The organism is Bdellovibrio sp. HCB-110 (genome assembly GCF_047323225.1).
Lineage (GTDB): Bacteria > Bdellovibrionota > Bdellovibrionia > Bdellovibrionales > Bdellovibrionaceae > Bdellovibrio.
The window spans coordinates 2,699,406-2,714,210 of record NZ_CP178750.1 but is presented as its reverse complement, the minus strand read 5'-3'; the positions used below and the strand labels follow the sequence as shown (position 1 = coordinate 2,714,210).

General features: G+C 44.4%; 15 protein-coding genes. 7 read left to right on the top strand and 8 right to left on the bottom strand.

All coding sequences use genetic code 11. The features are described from left to right. Positions 1-1,899: a hypothetical protein gene (locus tag ACL934_RS12915; protein ID WP_374073993.1), complete on the bottom strand. Its 1,899-nt coding sequence runs from the start codon at positions 1,897-1,899 to the stop codon at positions 1-3. Between the two features lie 162 nt (positions 1,900-2,061). Then, positions 2,062-4,686, bottom strand: coding sequence for an aminopeptidase N (gene pepN / locus ACL934_RS12910; protein WP_374073991.1), 2,625 nt, complete (start codon positions 4,684-4,686; stop codon positions 2,062-2,064). A 26-nt stretch (positions 4,687-4,712) separates the two neighbouring features. Here pepN and ACL934_RS12905 point away from each other — a divergent pair, with 26 nt between their 5' ends. Further along, a complete protein-coding gene (locus tag ACL934_RS12905; RefSeq protein WP_374073989.1) occupies positions 4,713-5,069 on the top strand; it encodes a VOC family protein in 357 nt (118 codons plus the stop codon). On the opposite strand, the gene ahpF is transcribed toward ACL934_RS12905, so the two are convergent. Further along, positions 5,066-6,637, bottom strand: coding sequence for an alkyl hydroperoxide reductase subunit F (ahpF, locus tag ACL934_RS12900; RefSeq protein WP_374073987.1), 1,572 nt, complete (start codon positions 6,635-6,637; stop codon positions 5,066-5,068). The genes ACL934_RS12905 and ahpF overlap by 4 nt on opposite strands. Positions 6,638-6,706: 69 nt before the next feature. After that, positions 6,707-7,273 carry an alkyl hydroperoxide reductase subunit C gene (ahpC, locus tag ACL934_RS12895; RefSeq protein WP_374073985.1) on the bottom strand — a complete coding sequence of 189 codons (567 nt, stop codon included), beginning with the start codon at positions 7,271-7,273 and terminating at the stop codon, positions 6,707-6,709. Positions 7,274-7,492: 219 nt separating this feature from the next. Here ahpC and ACL934_RS12890 point away from each other — a divergent pair, with 219 nt between their 5' ends. Together ACL934_RS12890 and ACL934_RS12885 are read left to right on the top strand one after the other, a co-directional pair. Then, on the top strand, positions 7,493-8,452 hold the full coding sequence (locus ACL934_RS12890; protein WP_413612366.1) for a hydrogen peroxide-inducible genes activator: 960 nt from the start codon (positions 7,493-7,495) through the stop codon (positions 8,450-8,452). Between the two features lie 52 nt (positions 8,453-8,504). Continuing rightward, positions 8,505-8,882 carry a group III truncated hemoglobin gene (locus tag ACL934_RS12885; protein WP_374073981.1) on the top strand — a complete coding sequence of 126 codons (378 nt, stop codon included), beginning with the start codon at positions 8,505-8,507 and terminating at the stop codon, positions 8,880-8,882. Here ACL934_RS12885 and ACL934_RS12880 read toward each other — a convergent pair. After that, positions 8,879-9,490, bottom strand: coding sequence for a hypothetical protein (locus ACL934_RS12880; protein WP_374073979.1), 612 nt, complete (start codon positions 9,488-9,490; stop codon positions 8,879-8,881). The genes ACL934_RS12885 and ACL934_RS12880 overlap by 4 nt on opposite strands. Positions 9,491-9,654: 164 nt before the next feature. Further along, complete coding sequence (locus ACL934_RS12875) at positions 9,655-10,209, bottom strand: hypothetical protein (protein WP_374073977.1); 555 nt, start codon at positions 10,207-10,209, stop codon at positions 9,655-9,657. Between the two features lie 224 nt (positions 10,210-10,433). On the opposite strand from ACL934_RS12875, the gene ACL934_RS12870 reads away from it, so the two are divergent. From ACL934_RS12870 to ACL934_RS12860, 3 genes are all read left to right on the top strand, one after another. Then, positions 10,434-11,021, top strand: coding sequence for an alpha/beta hydrolase (locus tag ACL934_RS12870; RefSeq protein ID WP_374073975.1), 588 nt, complete (start codon positions 10,434-10,436; stop codon positions 11,019-11,021). A 72-nt stretch (positions 11,022-11,093) separates the two neighbouring features. Further along, a complete protein-coding gene (locus ACL934_RS12865; RefSeq protein WP_374073973.1) occupies positions 11,094-11,954 on the top strand; it encodes a TIGR02147 family protein in 861 nt (286 codons plus the stop codon). A 78-nt stretch (positions 11,955-12,032) separates the two neighbouring features. After that, positions 12,033-12,596, top strand: a complete 564-nt coding sequence (locus ACL934_RS12860; RefSeq protein ID WP_374073971.1) for a hypothetical protein — start codon at positions 12,033-12,035, stop codon at positions 12,594-12,596. Positions 12,597-12,611: 15 nt separating this feature from the next. Here ACL934_RS12860 and ACL934_RS12855 read toward each other — a convergent pair whose 3' ends face one another. Further along, positions 12,612-13,694 (bottom strand): alkaline phosphatase D family protein, encoded by a 1,083-nt coding sequence (locus ACL934_RS12855; protein WP_413612365.1) that lies wholly within the window; start codon positions 13,692-13,694, stop codon positions 12,612-12,614. Positions 13,695-13,840: 146 nt separating this feature from the next. On the opposite strand from ACL934_RS12855, the gene ACL934_RS12850 reads away from it, so the two are divergent. Then, the gene (locus ACL934_RS12850; protein ID WP_413612364.1) at positions 13,841-14,416 is read left to right on the top strand and encodes a hypothetical protein; all 576 of its coding nucleotides are present in this window, start codon (positions 13,841-13,843) and stop codon (positions 14,414-14,416) included. 54 nt (positions 14,417-14,470) lie between these two features. Here ACL934_RS12850 and ACL934_RS12845 read toward each other — a convergent pair whose 3' ends face one another. Beyond that, positions 14,471-14,752 (bottom strand): hypothetical protein, encoded by a 282-nt coding sequence (locus ACL934_RS12845; protein ID WP_374073965.1) that lies wholly within the window; start codon positions 14,750-14,752, stop codon positions 14,471-14,473. Positions 14,753-14,805 lie beyond the last annotated feature (53 nt).

The following is a 14,805-nucleotide window of genomic DNA, read 5'->3' as shown; positions in this document are numbered from 1 at the left end:
TTATTGGAACACCTTCGAGCACATTCTTGCTTGGCTAGGGTTTACTTTCGAGAAGCGAACTTCCATTTCTGTTAAACCGTCGAAGAAGGCTTTGTTACCTTGCTTTTTCAGAGTTTCAAAACTTTCGGGCATCGTAACACCGGTTTTTTCATAAACAGCGCTGCGGGCTCTTTGGTAGTATTCATTGAGGTCCGTGCGATGATAACTGCGTTCACCTGAAGCCTTCACGATAGAGTAGGATGTTCCCTTTTCAAGATGAAGGACTTCATCAGGGAAGATCAGCATGGATGCCAAGATTTCAAGTTCGCCTTGAAACATCGAAACGCTGTTGGTAAGAAGGCGACGCTTATCCATACGGATTGTCGCAACTCCCCCGGAAGCGTTGCTATTTAAGAATTTTTCTACAACCGTGTCCGGGTTTTGCCCCTCTTGAATTTTGACTGAAGATCCCCCGCTAAAGTTTGAGGCGACACCGAGGTCATAGGTCAAAGAAATAAAAGGAGAACCTTGCGGACTCATCGCATGGTTGATCATCATTCTCGTCAATGAATGTGGTTCATTCAAAGGACTGATGCGTTTTTTAGAATCAACACCATGAGTTCCAAAAGTCTCAAAAGTGTCTGGCAGACCCTTTAATTTAAAAAGGTGAGAGCCTGAACCTGCCGTGAGGCGTTTAGAGAAAAGACCTCCACCGACAACTTTGCCTTGGCTGTTCGTCACGGATTGAAGTTTTTCATTCTGGTCAATTCCACGGAAAAGGATAGGAGCGTTCTCGTAATTGGGTTTTCTGATGGCCTCGACGTATTCCTTCCAGAAAAATTTCTCGGTCGGCTCCATGAGAGACCAAGGAAACATTTTTTCCATGGCTTTAGCGACACCTTCGCGATCATTGGCTTTGACCATGTCACTTAAGGATTTGCTTTGCACCAGTTCCTCGCGTTCGGCGGCTCCGGCTTTGTATTCTTGAACTTGTTGCGAATACACTTTCTTAGCTTTGACATTCAATTCTTCTATTTGACGTTTTTGACGAAGATCCAGTTGATCTTGGAAGGACTTCATCATCTGTTCATAGGGTAGCGAAGAAGAGATTTGAATACCTTTCATAGCGGCATATTCAACAAGAGCCGCACGCTTTTGTGGCTCGGAAAGCTGCTTGATGCTGTGAAATGTGCTGAGAGATTGTTTTACGGATTGAAAGTTCAGCTGATTGATTTCCGCAAGACGTCTTTGGGCTAAGACACTGCCGGCTTCGGCATTCGTTTTTAATTCCATCAACTCCATAGCCGTTAGCTCGCCGGAGTAATGGGATGTAGAGAGCACATTGCTAGATTGGACTCCCAACGTGTGCCCGAGGTTTTCAACGATGACATGATAGGCGGCATAGCCGTGCTTTGGATGTGCGCCCTTGTGGAGAGCCATTTTGGTAGAGTTAAATGACGAAAGGTTATGGAGATTATTCAAATTAACCATAGACTCAAGAAGAACAAAAGGGTTCTTTCTTGCAGACTCGTGGGCCCTGATTGTTAAATTCACTTTGCCGTTAGCTCCTGGGGTTAAGCGGATCTCACTGACTTCTCCAGGAGGCAGGTCTTTTGTATACTCAATAGTCAGGTTGTAGATTTTGTTGTTTTCATTGTGATGGCCATTGTGATTGTGTTGATGAGATTTGTTCACCATGGAAATTAATTGGTCCAATGCTGAGTGAGGATTGGCAAGGATCTTGGCTTCCGCTTGTTTGTATATTTCAAAAGCTTTATTGCTCTCTTCGGCGAGTTGTTGCATGTAAGCGCTGTCGTCCCATGTGTAGCTAGCGTAGCCATAGTGATGGGTCGTGTGGTGTTGCGCCAGTGCCTGGGAGCTTAAGCCTATAACTAACATTGCAGAAATGGTTGCCTTCATTAAACACCTCTAGTGTTCTTTGAGAGAGCAAGACACATACCTTGTAGTCTTAAATATGCGAGCTTTGATCGTTTAGAATTTTGACGAGGGACGAATTTGGGTGAGCGTATTTAAATGAGACACCACGTGATAAACAGGTGGTGTCTCATTTTGGAATGAAGGTTACGTCAAGGCAGATTGCAAAAGTTCGCGAGAGTTTTTAGAAAGACTCTCGACGGCGACCATGCGTTTGATTTGTTTCATGGCTTTTTCTTTCATCACAGGATCTAACTTTTGCACAAAGTTAAAGGCTGCGCAAAGACGGGCGGCCACTTGCGGGTTCTTCGCATCGACTTCAAGAATCTTATCAGCGTAGAATTCGTAAGCGTCCGTGTTGGGATCATGGAAGCGCACGATGTTCGCACCAAAAGCACGAAGCAATGAATACACGTTGTTCGGATTCGTGATGTTAAACGCCGGATGCTTCGTCAAAGCTTTGACGTCTTCAAGTGTTTGCTTGCGAGACGTTGTTGCTTGAGTTGTGAACCATTTGTTGATCACAACAGAATCGTTTTTCCAGTCTTCATAGAAGTTTTGCAAAGCCTTCTCGCGGTGAGAAGACTCTGTATCCGCCAAAATCATCATCGCTGTCATACGGTCAGTCATGTTTTGAGCCTCCCAGTACTGTTTGTTCACGATCTCGAGGATCTCAGGATCGTGCAATTCAGCAAGGAATGCCAAAGCTTGGTTTTTCAAAGAGCGGTGGCCGAAAACTTTCGTGTCGCGGCTCTTCGGTTCAACACCGTGGTACTTGCGATAGATATCCAACAACTGCGTGCGGTTTTCGCGGGCAATGGCTGAACGCAATGTCGTGCGCGCTTGGTGGAAGGCCTCTGCATCAAGAATAGCTTCTTCCTGAGCCAAAATCGCATGACTTGGAAGTTGCAACATCTTCGCTTTGAACGAAGGGTCCATGTTCTCGTCACGGATAATAGCGCTAAGAGCTTTCAGATAGCGAGCATCAATGTTGAGTGGTTTCTTAGCACGAGCTTGTTCAATCAAAGTGTGCAAAACACCCATGCCGATTTTTTGCGCCATCTCACGACGGTTGAAAGAATCTGTGTCTTTTTCCATCAAGAAATAAAGATCGTCATCACTGGCCTGCCATTTCAAATTCACAGGGGCAGAGAACTCACGCAAAATGGAAAGGACGGGACGCTCTTGAAGATTTTTAAAGACAAAACTTTCTTTCTTGTCTTTAAGCTCAATCAAATTTTTGCCGTCAGAGTTCACCTGAATTTTATCGCAGTTCAAGTTCAACTCTTTTCCAGATTTATCCAGAAGACCCATCATCAAAGGAACATGGAACGGATCTTTTTGCGGTTGGTTTGGAGTCGGCGGGCAGTGTTGTTCCAAAGTCAGGTGGTATTCACCTTTGGCTTTGTCGAAGTTTTCAGAGACAGTCACAACCGGAGTTCCGGATTGATGATACCAACGTCTGAACTGCGCAAAATCCTTACCGTTAGGCTCGGAGATCGCAGAGGCAAAATCCTCTGTCGTCACGGCTTGACCATCGTGGCGTTTGAAATACTCATCCATTCCTTTGCGGAAACCTTTACGGCCCACAATGGTTTGCATCATGCGAATAACTTCCGATCCTTTTTCATAGATCGTCATCGTGAAGAAGTTATCCACGGCCATGCACGATTCAGGGCGAACAGGGTGGGCGTTCGGTCCCGCATCTTCCGCGAATTGACCTGCGCGAAGAGCATCAACGTCTTCAATTCTTTGCACCCCACGATCTGTCATATCTGCAGAGAATTCTTGATCGCGGAAAACCGTCAAACCTTCTTTCAAAGAAAGTTGGAACCAATCGCGCAATGTCACACGATTGCCTGTCCAGTTGTGGAAGTATTCATGGGCCACAACGGATTCAATGCTGTGGAAGTCCACGTCAGTTGCGGAGTTTGAATCGGCCAAGACCAGACGAGAGTTGAAAATATTAAGACCTTTGTTTTCCATGGCTCCGGCATTGAAATCATCAATCGCCACGATCATGTAGTCGTTCAAATCATATTCAAGGCCGAAAGTATCTTCATCCCACTTCATGGATTTTTTCAAAGAATCCATGGCGTGCCAGCAGCGCTCTTGTTTGCCATGGGCTGCATAGACTTCAAGATTTACTTTGTGACCTGATTTCGTTGTGAAGGTATCGCGGATAACGCCCAAGTCTCCGGCAACTAATGCAAAAAGATAGCAAGGCTTCTTATGTGGATCGCGCCAGAAAGCTTTGTGGCGGCCGTTGCCAAGATCTTCAATTTTAACGCGATCACCATTAGAAAGAAGCACTGGATATTTCTTTTTATCTGCTTCAATTGTCACCGTGTAGGATGTCATCACATCGGGGCGGTCAAAGAAGTAAGTGATTTTTCTAAAACCTTGGGCTTCACACTGAGTGCAGAAAATCCCGTTGGATTTATAAAGGCCTTCCAAAGAGGTGTTGTTCTGCGGTTGAAGTTCTGTTTCCACTTCAAGTGTGAAAACATCTGGAACAGTGGGGATGATGAGTTCTTCAGCTGTGATGCGGTATTGCTCCGCAGTCAAAGCATTCCCATTGATCTTTACAGAGACCAATTTCAGCTCTTCACCATTTAAATGCAGTTCTGCGGCACCTGAAGCCGTTTTCTTAATTTGGCTTTTCGCGACAACTCGACAAAAGTCGTCATTGAGGTTGAAGTCGAGGTTTACAGACTCCACAGCGAAAGCAGGGGCTTTATAGTCTTTCAGATAAATTTTTTCTTGTTTCATAATGCCTCGATTCAGATAATAGACGAATGAGTTTGTTAATCACTTCTATCACAATAAACACCCCGCATCTACAAGACATGCTGGGTTTTTACCGAATTATCGGCTTTCAATTTACAGCGTCAAAAGTTGATAAGGGCAGTGAAGTGCATAGAGCGATTCACAATGCCGTGGAGTTCTCTTTGTACTCGATTCAAAATACGCAGAGATCTCAGATTCCAAGTTTACAGTTGGGTTTTAAGATTACAGATTTGGAAAAGACCGTGGGCGAGCTTGTCAAAATACCAGGTGCCATGTGCATTTTGGATCCGACAGATATGCCAGATGGAAAAAAAGCCATCGTCCTTGATCCTGACGGTCACTCTATAGAGCTTTGTGAGCTCTAAGAGTGTTTGTACATGCGATCTTCAAAAGACGCTAACGCCGCTTTCGCACCTTCACCCATGGCAATCACGATCTGCTTATAAGGAGTGGTTGTCACATCTCCCGCAGCGTAAATTCCAGGAACAGATGTACGTCCTTTTTCGTCGACAATGATTTCTCCGTACTTGCTCAAATTGACCGTGTCCTTCAAGAACTGGCTGTTTGGAACAAGACCGATTTGCACAAAAATTCCATCAAGATCAATTTTCTCTGGCTTATTCACGGAACGATCCGTGTATTCCAGCTGAGTTACTTTTTGACCGTCACCTGTGATTTTTTCTGTTTTTGCACTGGTGATGATTGAAACATTCGGCAACGATTTGAGTTTGTCGACCAAGATTTGATCGGCCTTCAATTGGTCGTTGTATTCAAAAAGTACGACTTCTCTCACGATGCCGGCCAGATCAATGGCTGCTTCAACACCAGAGTTTCCTCCGCCAATGACAGCAATCTTTTTACCTTTATAGAAAGGACCATCACAGTGCGGGCAGTAAGCGACACCGCGACCGAGATATTCTTTCTCGCCATCAACACCGAGCTCGCGCCATTTAGCACCTGTTGTGACGATGATTGAGTCTGCCGTCATATGTTCGCCACTTTCAAGCTCAATGGCTTTAAGTCCACTTTCTGTACGGATCTTTTTCACTCGGCGATTTTCAAAAGTTTTAATAGGGTAGCTTGCGACATGTTGATTTAACTGCGCAGCCAATTGAGGACCTTCTGTGTAAGTGACAGAAATAAGATTCTCAATGCCTTTGGTTTCTTGAACCTGGCCACCGATTTTTTCAGTGATCAAAGCTGTGCTAAGTCCTTTGCGCACACTGTAGATCGCGGCTGAAGCACCCGCAGGACCTCCGCCGACAACAAGCACGTCAAAGTGACCTAAATTTTTATTTACAGGTTCTTCAGGAGCCACAGACTCGTCGATACCAAATACGGATTCAAGTTTTGCCAACAAATCCAAAAGTTGGATGCGACCTGAGTGAAACATTTTAGCATTGGTTACGAGGGAAGGAACCCCTTGGATACCCAATGCCTTCACATCGTCTTGCACGTAACCACCATCAATAATTTCATGGCGGAAGTTACCGTGAATTAAAGCAAACTGATTCAAGGCCTGAACAACGTCAGGACAGTTTTCGCAAGTAAGCGAAATATAAGACTGCACCGTGATGTTTTTATTTAAACGTTTCACGCGGTTTGCAATCACTTCATCAAGAGCTTTTCCTTTGCCGTCCGTGTTGAGGATGGCAAGGATCAAAGAAGTAAATTCATGTCCTCCAGGAATTCCTTTAAAGATGATTCCTGTGGGTTTGCCTTTATAGGCAATGTGAAACTGAGGCATGGGCGAATTGCCAGTCGCATTTTTGCTGACGACAATTTTTGGAGAAGTGCTAGCCACATCCTCAAGCATTTCGATCAAATCTTTTTGATCTTCGTGAGAGCTGTTTTCGTAAATAAGCTCTACGGTGTTTTCAAGTTTAGTAAATACAGAAGTAAGTTGTTCTTTAAGTTGAGAATCGAGTGACATAACAACCTCCTAAAAAGAGAACGAGAAGGGGAAAGAAGTCCCCGCCGAGATGGCGAGGACTTTAAAAAACTAGATTTTACCAACTAGATCCAAACCAGGTTTCAAAGTTGCTTTACCTGGAGTCCATTTAGCAGGGCAAACTTCGCCTGGGTTCGCAGCGATGTATTGAGCCGCTTGAGTTTTGCGGTACAATTCATCAGCGTTACGGCCGATGCCGTTGTCTTGAACTTCAGCCAAAACGATTTTACCTTCTGGATTCACAAGGAAAGTACCGCGGTAAGCAAGACCTTCTTCTTCAATGTGTACGCCGAATGCGCGAGTCAATTGGAATGTAGGGTCCGCAAGCATTGGGTATTTGATTTTTTTGATTGTCTCAGAAGCATCATGCCATGCTTTGTGTGTGAAGTGAGTGTCAGTAGAAACACCGTAAACTTCTACGCCGATTTTTTGGAAGTCAGCATATTTATCAGCCATGTCACCCAATTCAGTTGGGCAAACGAATGTAAAGTCAGCTGGGTAGAAAAAGAAAACAGCCCATTTACCTTTAAGGTCGTTTTGAGTCACAGTTTTGAAATCACCGTGGTGGAAAGCTTGTACTTTAAAGTCAGGCACTTTCGTGTTGATAAGAGTTTGCATTGATTCTCCTTAAGCTGTTGCACTCCGACTTTGTCAGAGTGGTGTTTAAATTCAGGCTCTAGCAGCCAAAAAAATGAGGACCTCTAGTAGCCTTTGTTACTAGAGGACATCTTTCGTCTTTCATAGTAGGGGATCAACCTTTTTTAAGGAAATCGATTATTAATATGAATTGATAGATTTTATCTATTAAGGTAAAATTGCCTTAAATAGGAGCACTCAATGGTCCCAAAAGTGAACTTTTCTTTGACGCAGCTCGAATATGTAATGGCCGTACATAAATATGGCCACTTTGCGAAGGCGGCAGAGGCGTGTTTTGTGACTCAGCCCACTTTGAGCATGCAAATACAGAAGCTAGAAGAAGATCTAGGCGTTGTTATTTTCGATCGCTCAAAAAAGCCCATTCTTCTGACACACATGGGAAAAAAATTGATATCTCAAATGCAGACGGTTCTCTTTGAGGCCAGAAAAATCGAGAATCTGATCCAGCAAGAAAAAAAGGGCGCAAAACAAGGATCTTTGATGATCGGTGTTATTCCCACTGTGGCGCCGTACCTGTTGCCGCGTCTGCTGCCGATGTGTGAAGAACTTTTTCCAGAAGTGGAACTCAACATCAAAGAGATGCAGACGGATCATATTCTTAAAGCCTTGGATGATGATGAGATTGATGTCGGTGTTTTGGCAACGCCGACGCAAGTTTCAAAGATGTTTGAGTTTCCTCTTTATTACGAACCTTTTTATGTTTTGTGTGAAAAGAATCATGAGTATGCCCAAGCTAAGAAAATCAAATATCAAAGTCTTTCCATGGAAGATGTGTGGCTTTTGGAAGAAGGCCACTGTTTGCGCAATCAGGTTTTAGATCTCTGCTCGATTAAAAAGAACAAAGGCACGCGTCGTCGTTATAAATTTGAAAGCGGAAGTTTAGAGACGCTTAAAAACCTCGTGGATCTCTACGGGGGGTACACTTTGCTTCCACATCTTGCCACCGAGCAAATCGGGGAGCATAGTCAGATCGTGCAATTTGAACGTCCGATTCCGGCGCGAGAAATTGGTTTGGTGTATCGCCGCGAGCACTACAAAAGCGAGTTGATCGAAAGCCTAGGAGAAGCGATTCTAAAATCAATCCCCGAGGAGCTGCGCAAGATTCGCCCGAAAGATTTGGATGTATTGCCGATCGCTTAAGAGGTACGCCGTACCTTTTCGAATTGCGGCGCGATAAATAAGGATTTTTGAAATGGAAAAACGTAAACCGATTGAAACAAGAGAAGACATTCAACTTTTAGTGGATAGCTTTTACGACAAAGTTCGCAAAGACACTTTTATCGGACCGATTTTCAATGATGTTGCCAAAGTCAATTGGGACGAACATCTTCCGAAGCTCTATAACTTCTGGTCGGATTTGTTATTAGGCGACGACACTTACCGTGGTCGTCCATTCCCTCCCCACATGAAACTGAATTTGCAGTTTGGTCACTTTGAACGTTGGCTTCGTTTATTTACAGAAACCGTGGATGAACATTTTATTGGCTTAAAAGCCAGTGAAGCAAAAGAGCGCGCAATGCGTATTGCGCGCAACTTTATGATCAATTTGAGTTTGCTGGATCCGAACTAGTATTGAACTTCGAAAACTTCATTGCCATCTCGGTCAACGGAAGAAATCACTCTGAAATTCGTATTTGGATTTGTTGTCACCACAGGGTCCAAAGTCACGCCATCGACCACAACAACGATTTTGTACTGTCTAGCCAAAGAAAGCGTTTTTATTGTGTTTGCCGGAACGACAATGCTTTGTACCGTGTGGCCTTCGGATTGAAAAGTGAACTGTGTTTCCACTGACAAAGTGTTATTGAGATTGAGAGCGCCCACAGTAGAGCCTTCACTTTGTTCAAGACTAAACTGTTGTTGTCCCGCGCTAGGGCGGATGGTCGCGCTGTAGTCAGTGGATTTGTCGATATCGATGTCTACGTTTTGAGAAACATAGGTGTTATCACGGAGGATGGTCGTTGCCGACAACTTCAGGGTGCCATCGTCTTTAGAGAGATAAAATTGATCTGGCAACATTCCGAAGCATTTGGAGATGACGACATCGCCTTGGTAGATCGCAAATTTGATAATGTGCTGAGTGCCATTATCAACGCGCATTGAGGCATGACTGATCGCTGGTAAAGCAAGAAGTGCGAAAACTAAAGTCTGTGTGATTTTTTTAATAAGTGATTTCATGTTATGTCCCTTTCAGAGGATTGTTAATGTCTTCCTCTAAAAGCAACGGTGATACCAACTTTTCAGGCGCTCAGATGCAATATAGGAGGTTTGAAAGGGATGTTGCCGGGAATCTGGCAGGACGATCTGCTGCATTTTCGGCGCCTGCCGGAGTTCCGGCAGCTCTATTTAAGCGTGCACGTTCCAATGCTCACGTTAACGACGTCACTTTTATTTAGGACGTTTTTTCTAAACGCCGCGGCAACAGCATCATCAATCATGAGTGAGTCACCACCCTTATACTCGGGGTAAGAGATCTCTGCTTGATCCATCTTTTGCATAAACTGAGGAGTGAGAGTCGATATTGAAAGTAAAGAGATCAAAGATCGGCCTTTTTTTGGTGTCGCTAACAGTTCCTGAGCTGTAGAGAAATAGGCTTCGTTATTTTTTTCGAGAATTGTGACGTTCGCCTTGTAAATGCCAATGGCTTCCATATCATCCGTTGCGCAAAAAGAGAGAGTCATGCCAAGAGCTTCTGTGGTCGAACATTTTTTTAGATCCAGAGAGCCATTTCGTTGAACCTCAGTGGTGTTGAGTGTGATGTCATTTTCAATGGGCATTAAGCCGCTGTTAGTTGCAGTGGTTGCCCCAACAGTGCACTCCATAGATAAGGCCAAAGCCTGGGAACCGATACATAAAGCCAGAGTCATCACTCCAAGTTTTTTTCCTAGATTAAACATAAAAGCTCTCCTTCGTATGGAAGGCCTTTTTGCTAGAAATACGCCAGTGCCCGCAGGGGTTTATTTCCAGATCAGCAAGTAAGCCCTGTCTAAATAGAATTTCAGGGACACCAATTGTCACATATGAGGTGTGTGCCAGCCTCGTTGTAAAATAGCAAAGTCGCTCGAAAAATTTCTGTTTTTCCGTGAGCGCATTTATTCTGAGGCGGCGGGAGGTTCAGGTCATGAAAGTCACCGTCAATTTCACGTCGCAAGGACGCATGCTCGAAGGGCTTCTTTTTCTTCCAGATAATGTGATGGGTGTCTCACCAGCACTTTTATTTGAAGGCTCCATGACGGGGGCCACGAATCAGATCACAGAGTACATTGCACGTGAAGCCAGCTTGCAAGGTCTCGTCTGTTTTATCATGGATCATAGTTTTTACGGCGACGAAGAAAGTGCTGCACAACCTTGGGAGTCTCCATCAAAAAGAATTGAAGATATTAAAGCGGCCTTAGAGATGCTCTTAGAGCACGCCGCCGTTGATCACGAAAAAATCGTAGGTGTCGGTGTGAGCGTGGGGGCTGAATACATGGTGCGAGTCTGTCAGGAAACGAGATACTGCAAGGGCCTTATCATGATTCAAGGGCCCTTTGACGACGCTCAAAATACGGCAAAAGATTTGGATATTCCTTCCATCGTTATCGATGAAAATCATCTAGACTCGGCGGTGGACGAAGTAGTTCTTTGGACAAGAACTCTTTTTAATGGACGTCTTCCTGAAGAAGCGGAAGCCCCAGGAAAAGTGGACTGGAGCCGCTCCGATAAGTGACCTAGCGCGGTAAATTTTGAGATCAGAATGATTCCACTTGCGAGAGCTTTTCCCTGTGGTGACCATGGGAGCATGGCTACTGAAAAACCGCAGATTAAAAAGTATCTTAGTTCCTTTAAATTTCTTCAAGACTACTATTCCTTTCGCAAGGAGACGGAACCTTTTTTCTCTTATGAAGCCTGGGCTCGTGAAGCGGGCTTTGATGATAGAACATACTTGCGATTGGTAGTTTCAGGAAAACGTCCCATTAATGAAAAAATGATGATTCTGTTTCAGAACTCTTTGCAACTGGATGCGGAAGAACGTCTTTATTTCAGTGCCCTTGTAAACTACACACAAAGTAAGAATCAAGAACAGAGAAAAGTTTTTGAGATGCAGCTGTCGCGTATGAATACGCCGAAAGTAGAACAAGACGAGATCAAAAATCATTATGAATTCTTAGCCAATCCTCTTCTTGCCAAATTAAAAACTCTTCTGAGTTTCGCGGACATTCCGAAAACCAGCGAAAAGCTGGCCCTCATTTTTGATGTCGAGGTTACTGAAATGGATTCAGCTCTTTTGGCTTTGGAAAAGATGGGGCTGGCGCATAAAGTGGAGCAAGCTGGGGAAGTTCATTGGCAGTCGAACCAGCGCTCTTGGAAAGTGCCAAGCGAATTCATGGATAATGGTTTGAGAGAGTTTTACCGAAATTCCTTGGTACAGGCTCAGCAGGCGATTGATTATCCAGTCGAGGATCGCCGCTTTAGAAGTTTGTTTCTGGCGATGAGCTCAGAGGAGTATCAAGGGTTTCTTAAGGATTTTGAGGAGTTCGTCCAGGAACGACTTAAAAAGCATGATGTCGATGCGTATGAAAATCGTCGACTTTTCCAACTTAATTTTAACTTTTTTGCGACCTCCAACTATCTAAATAATGGTCCTGACTCCCAACGATAGTCTTGAGATCAAAAAGAACCCATTTTGAGTTCGAATTTGTTAATGAGACGATGGGGAGGTCTAAAGACAGAGGAGTCTATGCAAAAAAGCCGTATCGTTGTAGTCACGTTTATCTTATTTAGTTCTATTCAAGCACTAGCTGGAACCGGAGATGTGGGATCTGTCGATCAGAAACCTTTTTCAAAGAAAGCAAACTTCACAGACTGCCTTGTTGCCATCAATGAAAAATCAGTCGCTTTAAAAAATAAAATCATTCCTTTAGATGATGACGGCTGGAGCTTTGTTGTTAAGGGTGAAGATCCACAAAATATGACGATCTATACCGAGGCAGGCGAGAAGTTTCAAATCAACCATTCTCATCGTATTTCAAACAAGGGTATTCCAAAATATTCTACCTGCGAAAATATCAGCGATTCAAATTTTCAGGGAGTCCGGGTTGTAAACCAAATCTATGATCAAGCTATAAAAAATGATCCCAAGAACTCTTTGGAAAATAAGCGTGAGATCGTAAGACGATGCAAATCTGTTGGAGTGGGTGTTCCATGGCCAGAGGCGGGTACCGGAATGATGATGGGTGGCACAGGTTCTATGATGGGAACTGGCTCCATCATGGGAACCCCGCCTTCTAAAGGAACAAGATAGCAGGAGAGAGACCTGCTATCTTAGTTTAATATCAACGGAGTTCACGACTTCGTTGTTAAAACCACGAATTTCAACAGTAACTTTCTTTTTCGTCCAGTCAATAGTGGCCACACCAAAGTTTTCTTTATTGTAAACCGGGCCGACGTAGTGACTGTCCGTATCGCCGTAGTCATTGGCGCGATTGATAGAGCTAGAAGTGATATCGTAAAGAGGTCCGTAATTTTGCACATCTGTTTTAGCAATGGTCGCTAAATGGCGATCGCCACTTAAAACAATCACATTCTTTGCGCGAGTTTTCTTAAGCAGATCAAAGAAGCGCTGACGCTCTTTCGGGAAGTTGCCCCATTTTTCAAACTTAGGATCTGTCGCAACAAGTTGGATGCTGCTCACGATAAAACGAACATCCGCAGGACGTTTCAATTGAGCTTCCAGCCACTCCCATTGATTTTGCCCTAAGATGGTTCCTTCATCTTGAGGAATGTAATCCATGGCTTTGCCTTCCATTCCGGGCTTTTCTTTTAAAGGACTGCGGAAGTAGCGAGTGTCGAGCATGATAACTTGCACGGCTTTCTTTTTGGGACCGATGATTTTGGCGTGATAAACGCCCCCTTGCTCAAGGGGAATGCTGTTTCTTACGTAAATCCAATAGTTGGTGAAATCGCGACGGGCGTTGTCTTTACCAGTCCAATCCGCACCTCCATCCCGCATTCCGAAATCATGGTCGTCCCACGTTGCCATGAACGGAACTTTCTCACGAACCGCGCGATACTCAGGAATCAAATCCATTTTTCGATACTGTTCTGCAATCGGCTGTTGCGAAGGGTGGCTTGCATAAATGTTGTCGCCCATAAAAAGAAAAAGATCTGGATTGGCGGCACCAATATCTTTCCAAAGAGGTTCAGGCTTATCTTGATTTGCACAAGAACCGAAAGCCACTTTGGTGAGAGTAGCAGAGTAGTCAATACCTCGCGCTGGCAACGCAGACACATAAGTCGAAACACCGTGATGAACGAGTTCATGTGACTTAGAAGATTCAGAAGTTTTGGGCGTTTGCGCGCAAGCTGTAAGGAAAAGAGCTAAGAACAATAACTTCTTCATGATGTAATACTCCTCTAAAAGGTACGGACTTACTTTTGGTAGCGCAGTCGCGTCTAACGCATTAGCACTACCAAAAGTAAGTCCGTACCTAGCTGGGGTCAATCTCAATATGAGACTGGGCACGAGCCTTGTATTGGATACTTTGTATGACAGATAAAATGCGTATATTTCTACGAACTGGGGCCTTGGGATTTATTGCGTGCGCTATTTTGGCGGCGGAACTCTTATTAGTTGGAGCTCAGAATCACGCTCTCACAATGAGACAGCCGATAAGCGGCGTCTCTGTTTACAAAATGCCCAAGCGCCAGGAGCTCGAGATCAATATGCAAGCCGCAAAAAGATGGGCTGAGCGACTCGATACGCAGTCGTTGCATCTTCTTGCCGTGTCTTCGATGAGTGGCTTTGATAGATGGCGCCGGGGAGTGGATATGGAGTCCATGAAAACTCAGTACTCCAAAGATATGATGGCCCACTTAAAGGCTATGACCTCTATTTTGAAGGCCCGTCGTGAAAAAGGTGGATTCAAAAAGCTTCGCGAGTTTGATTTCCAAAACATGATTCGTAAGAGCGATTATCTGCTTTCATTGAATGTCACCAAAGCGAGCTTTGAGCATTTGAAGAAAGATGATTCGCAAGCTGAAATCGCGCAAAGGGTTCTTGCGCAATACAATCAAGAGCGCATGCGCTTCGATCACAAGATGATCACCATCGCAGAAAACTAAGCGATAAAAAAGGGGCTCATAGCGCCCCTTTTAATTTCCAAAAGCTGTTTGAAACTAGAAGCAAGTTTTTCTTGCAAGAATGGATGTCGAAGAAGCGCGAGCGCGAGCCACGACTTTGTCGTCAGCGAAGACTCGGTAAACAACGCCGCCATTCACTCTTGAGATCGTGCCCACATAACCGTGGTCCGCACGGAATTCAGTGTCGCAAGCCATATTCACCATTCCAATAGCCCACTGGCTTTGGCTTGGGAAATCGCCAACAGACACATTCGGAATGTCTTGAGCAGAGGCCAATGAACCTACAAACAGTGCAACTACAACGATTAACTTTTTCATTTTCGGATCTCCATTTTTTTTAGTTGCTTGTTTTGACCACAATCAAATTGCCT

What these genes read in the sequence shown, in the direction of transcription:
- ACL934_RS12915 (WP_374073993.1), bottom strand. Translation starts at nt 1,899, where the DNA reads ATGAAGGCAACCATTTCTGCAATGTTAGTTATAGGCTTAAGCTCCCAG.
- pepN (WP_374073991.1), bottom strand. Translation starts at nt 4,686, where the DNA reads ATGAAACAAGAAAAAATTTATCTGAAAGACTATAAAGCCCCTGCTTTC.
- ACL934_RS12905 (WP_374073989.1), top strand. Translation starts at nt 4,713, where the DNA reads ATGAGTTTGTTAATCACTTCTATCACAATAAACACCCCGCATCTACAA.
- ahpF (WP_374073987.1), bottom strand. Translation starts at nt 6,637, where the DNA reads ATGTCACTCGATTCTCAACTTAAAGAACAACTTACTTCTGTATTTACT.
- ahpC (WP_374073985.1), bottom strand. Translation starts at nt 7,273, where the DNA reads ATGCAAACTCTTATCAACACGAAAGTGCCTGACTTTAAAGTACAAGCT.
- ACL934_RS12890 (WP_413612366.1), top strand. Translation starts at nt 7,493, where the DNA reads ATGGTCCCAAAAGTGAACTTTTCTTTGACGCAGCTCGAATATGTAATG.
- ACL934_RS12885 (WP_374073981.1), top strand. Translation starts at nt 8,505, where the DNA reads ATGGAAAAACGTAAACCGATTGAAACAAGAGAAGACATTCAACTTTTA.
- ACL934_RS12880 (WP_374073979.1), bottom strand. Translation starts at nt 9,490, where the DNA reads ATGAAATCACTTATTAAAAAAATCACACAGACTTTAGTTTTCGCACTT.
- ACL934_RS12875 (WP_374073977.1), bottom strand. Translation starts at nt 10,209, where the DNA reads ATGTTTAATCTAGGAAAAAAACTTGGAGTGATGACTCTGGCTTTATGT.
- ACL934_RS12870 (WP_374073975.1), top strand. Translation starts at nt 10,434, where the DNA reads ATGAAAGTCACCGTCAATTTCACGTCGCAAGGACGCATGCTCGAAGGG.
- ACL934_RS12865 (WP_374073973.1), top strand. Translation starts at nt 11,094, where the DNA reads ATGGCTACTGAAAAACCGCAGATTAAAAAGTATCTTAGTTCCTTTAAA.
- ACL934_RS12860 (WP_374073971.1), top strand. Translation starts at nt 12,033, where the DNA reads ATGCAAAAAAGCCGTATCGTTGTAGTCACGTTTATCTTATTTAGTTCT.
- ACL934_RS12855 (WP_413612365.1), bottom strand. Translation starts at nt 13,694, where the DNA reads ATGAAGAAGTTATTGTTCTTAGCTCTTTTCCTTACAGCTTGCGCGCAA.
- ACL934_RS12850 (WP_413612364.1), top strand. Translation starts at nt 13,841, where the DNA reads ATGACAGATAAAATGCGTATATTTCTACGAACTGGGGCCTTGGGATTT.
- ACL934_RS12845 (WP_374073965.1), bottom strand. Translation starts at nt 14,752, where the DNA reads ATGAAAAAGTTAATCGTTGTAGTTGCACTGTTTGTAGGTTCATTGGCC.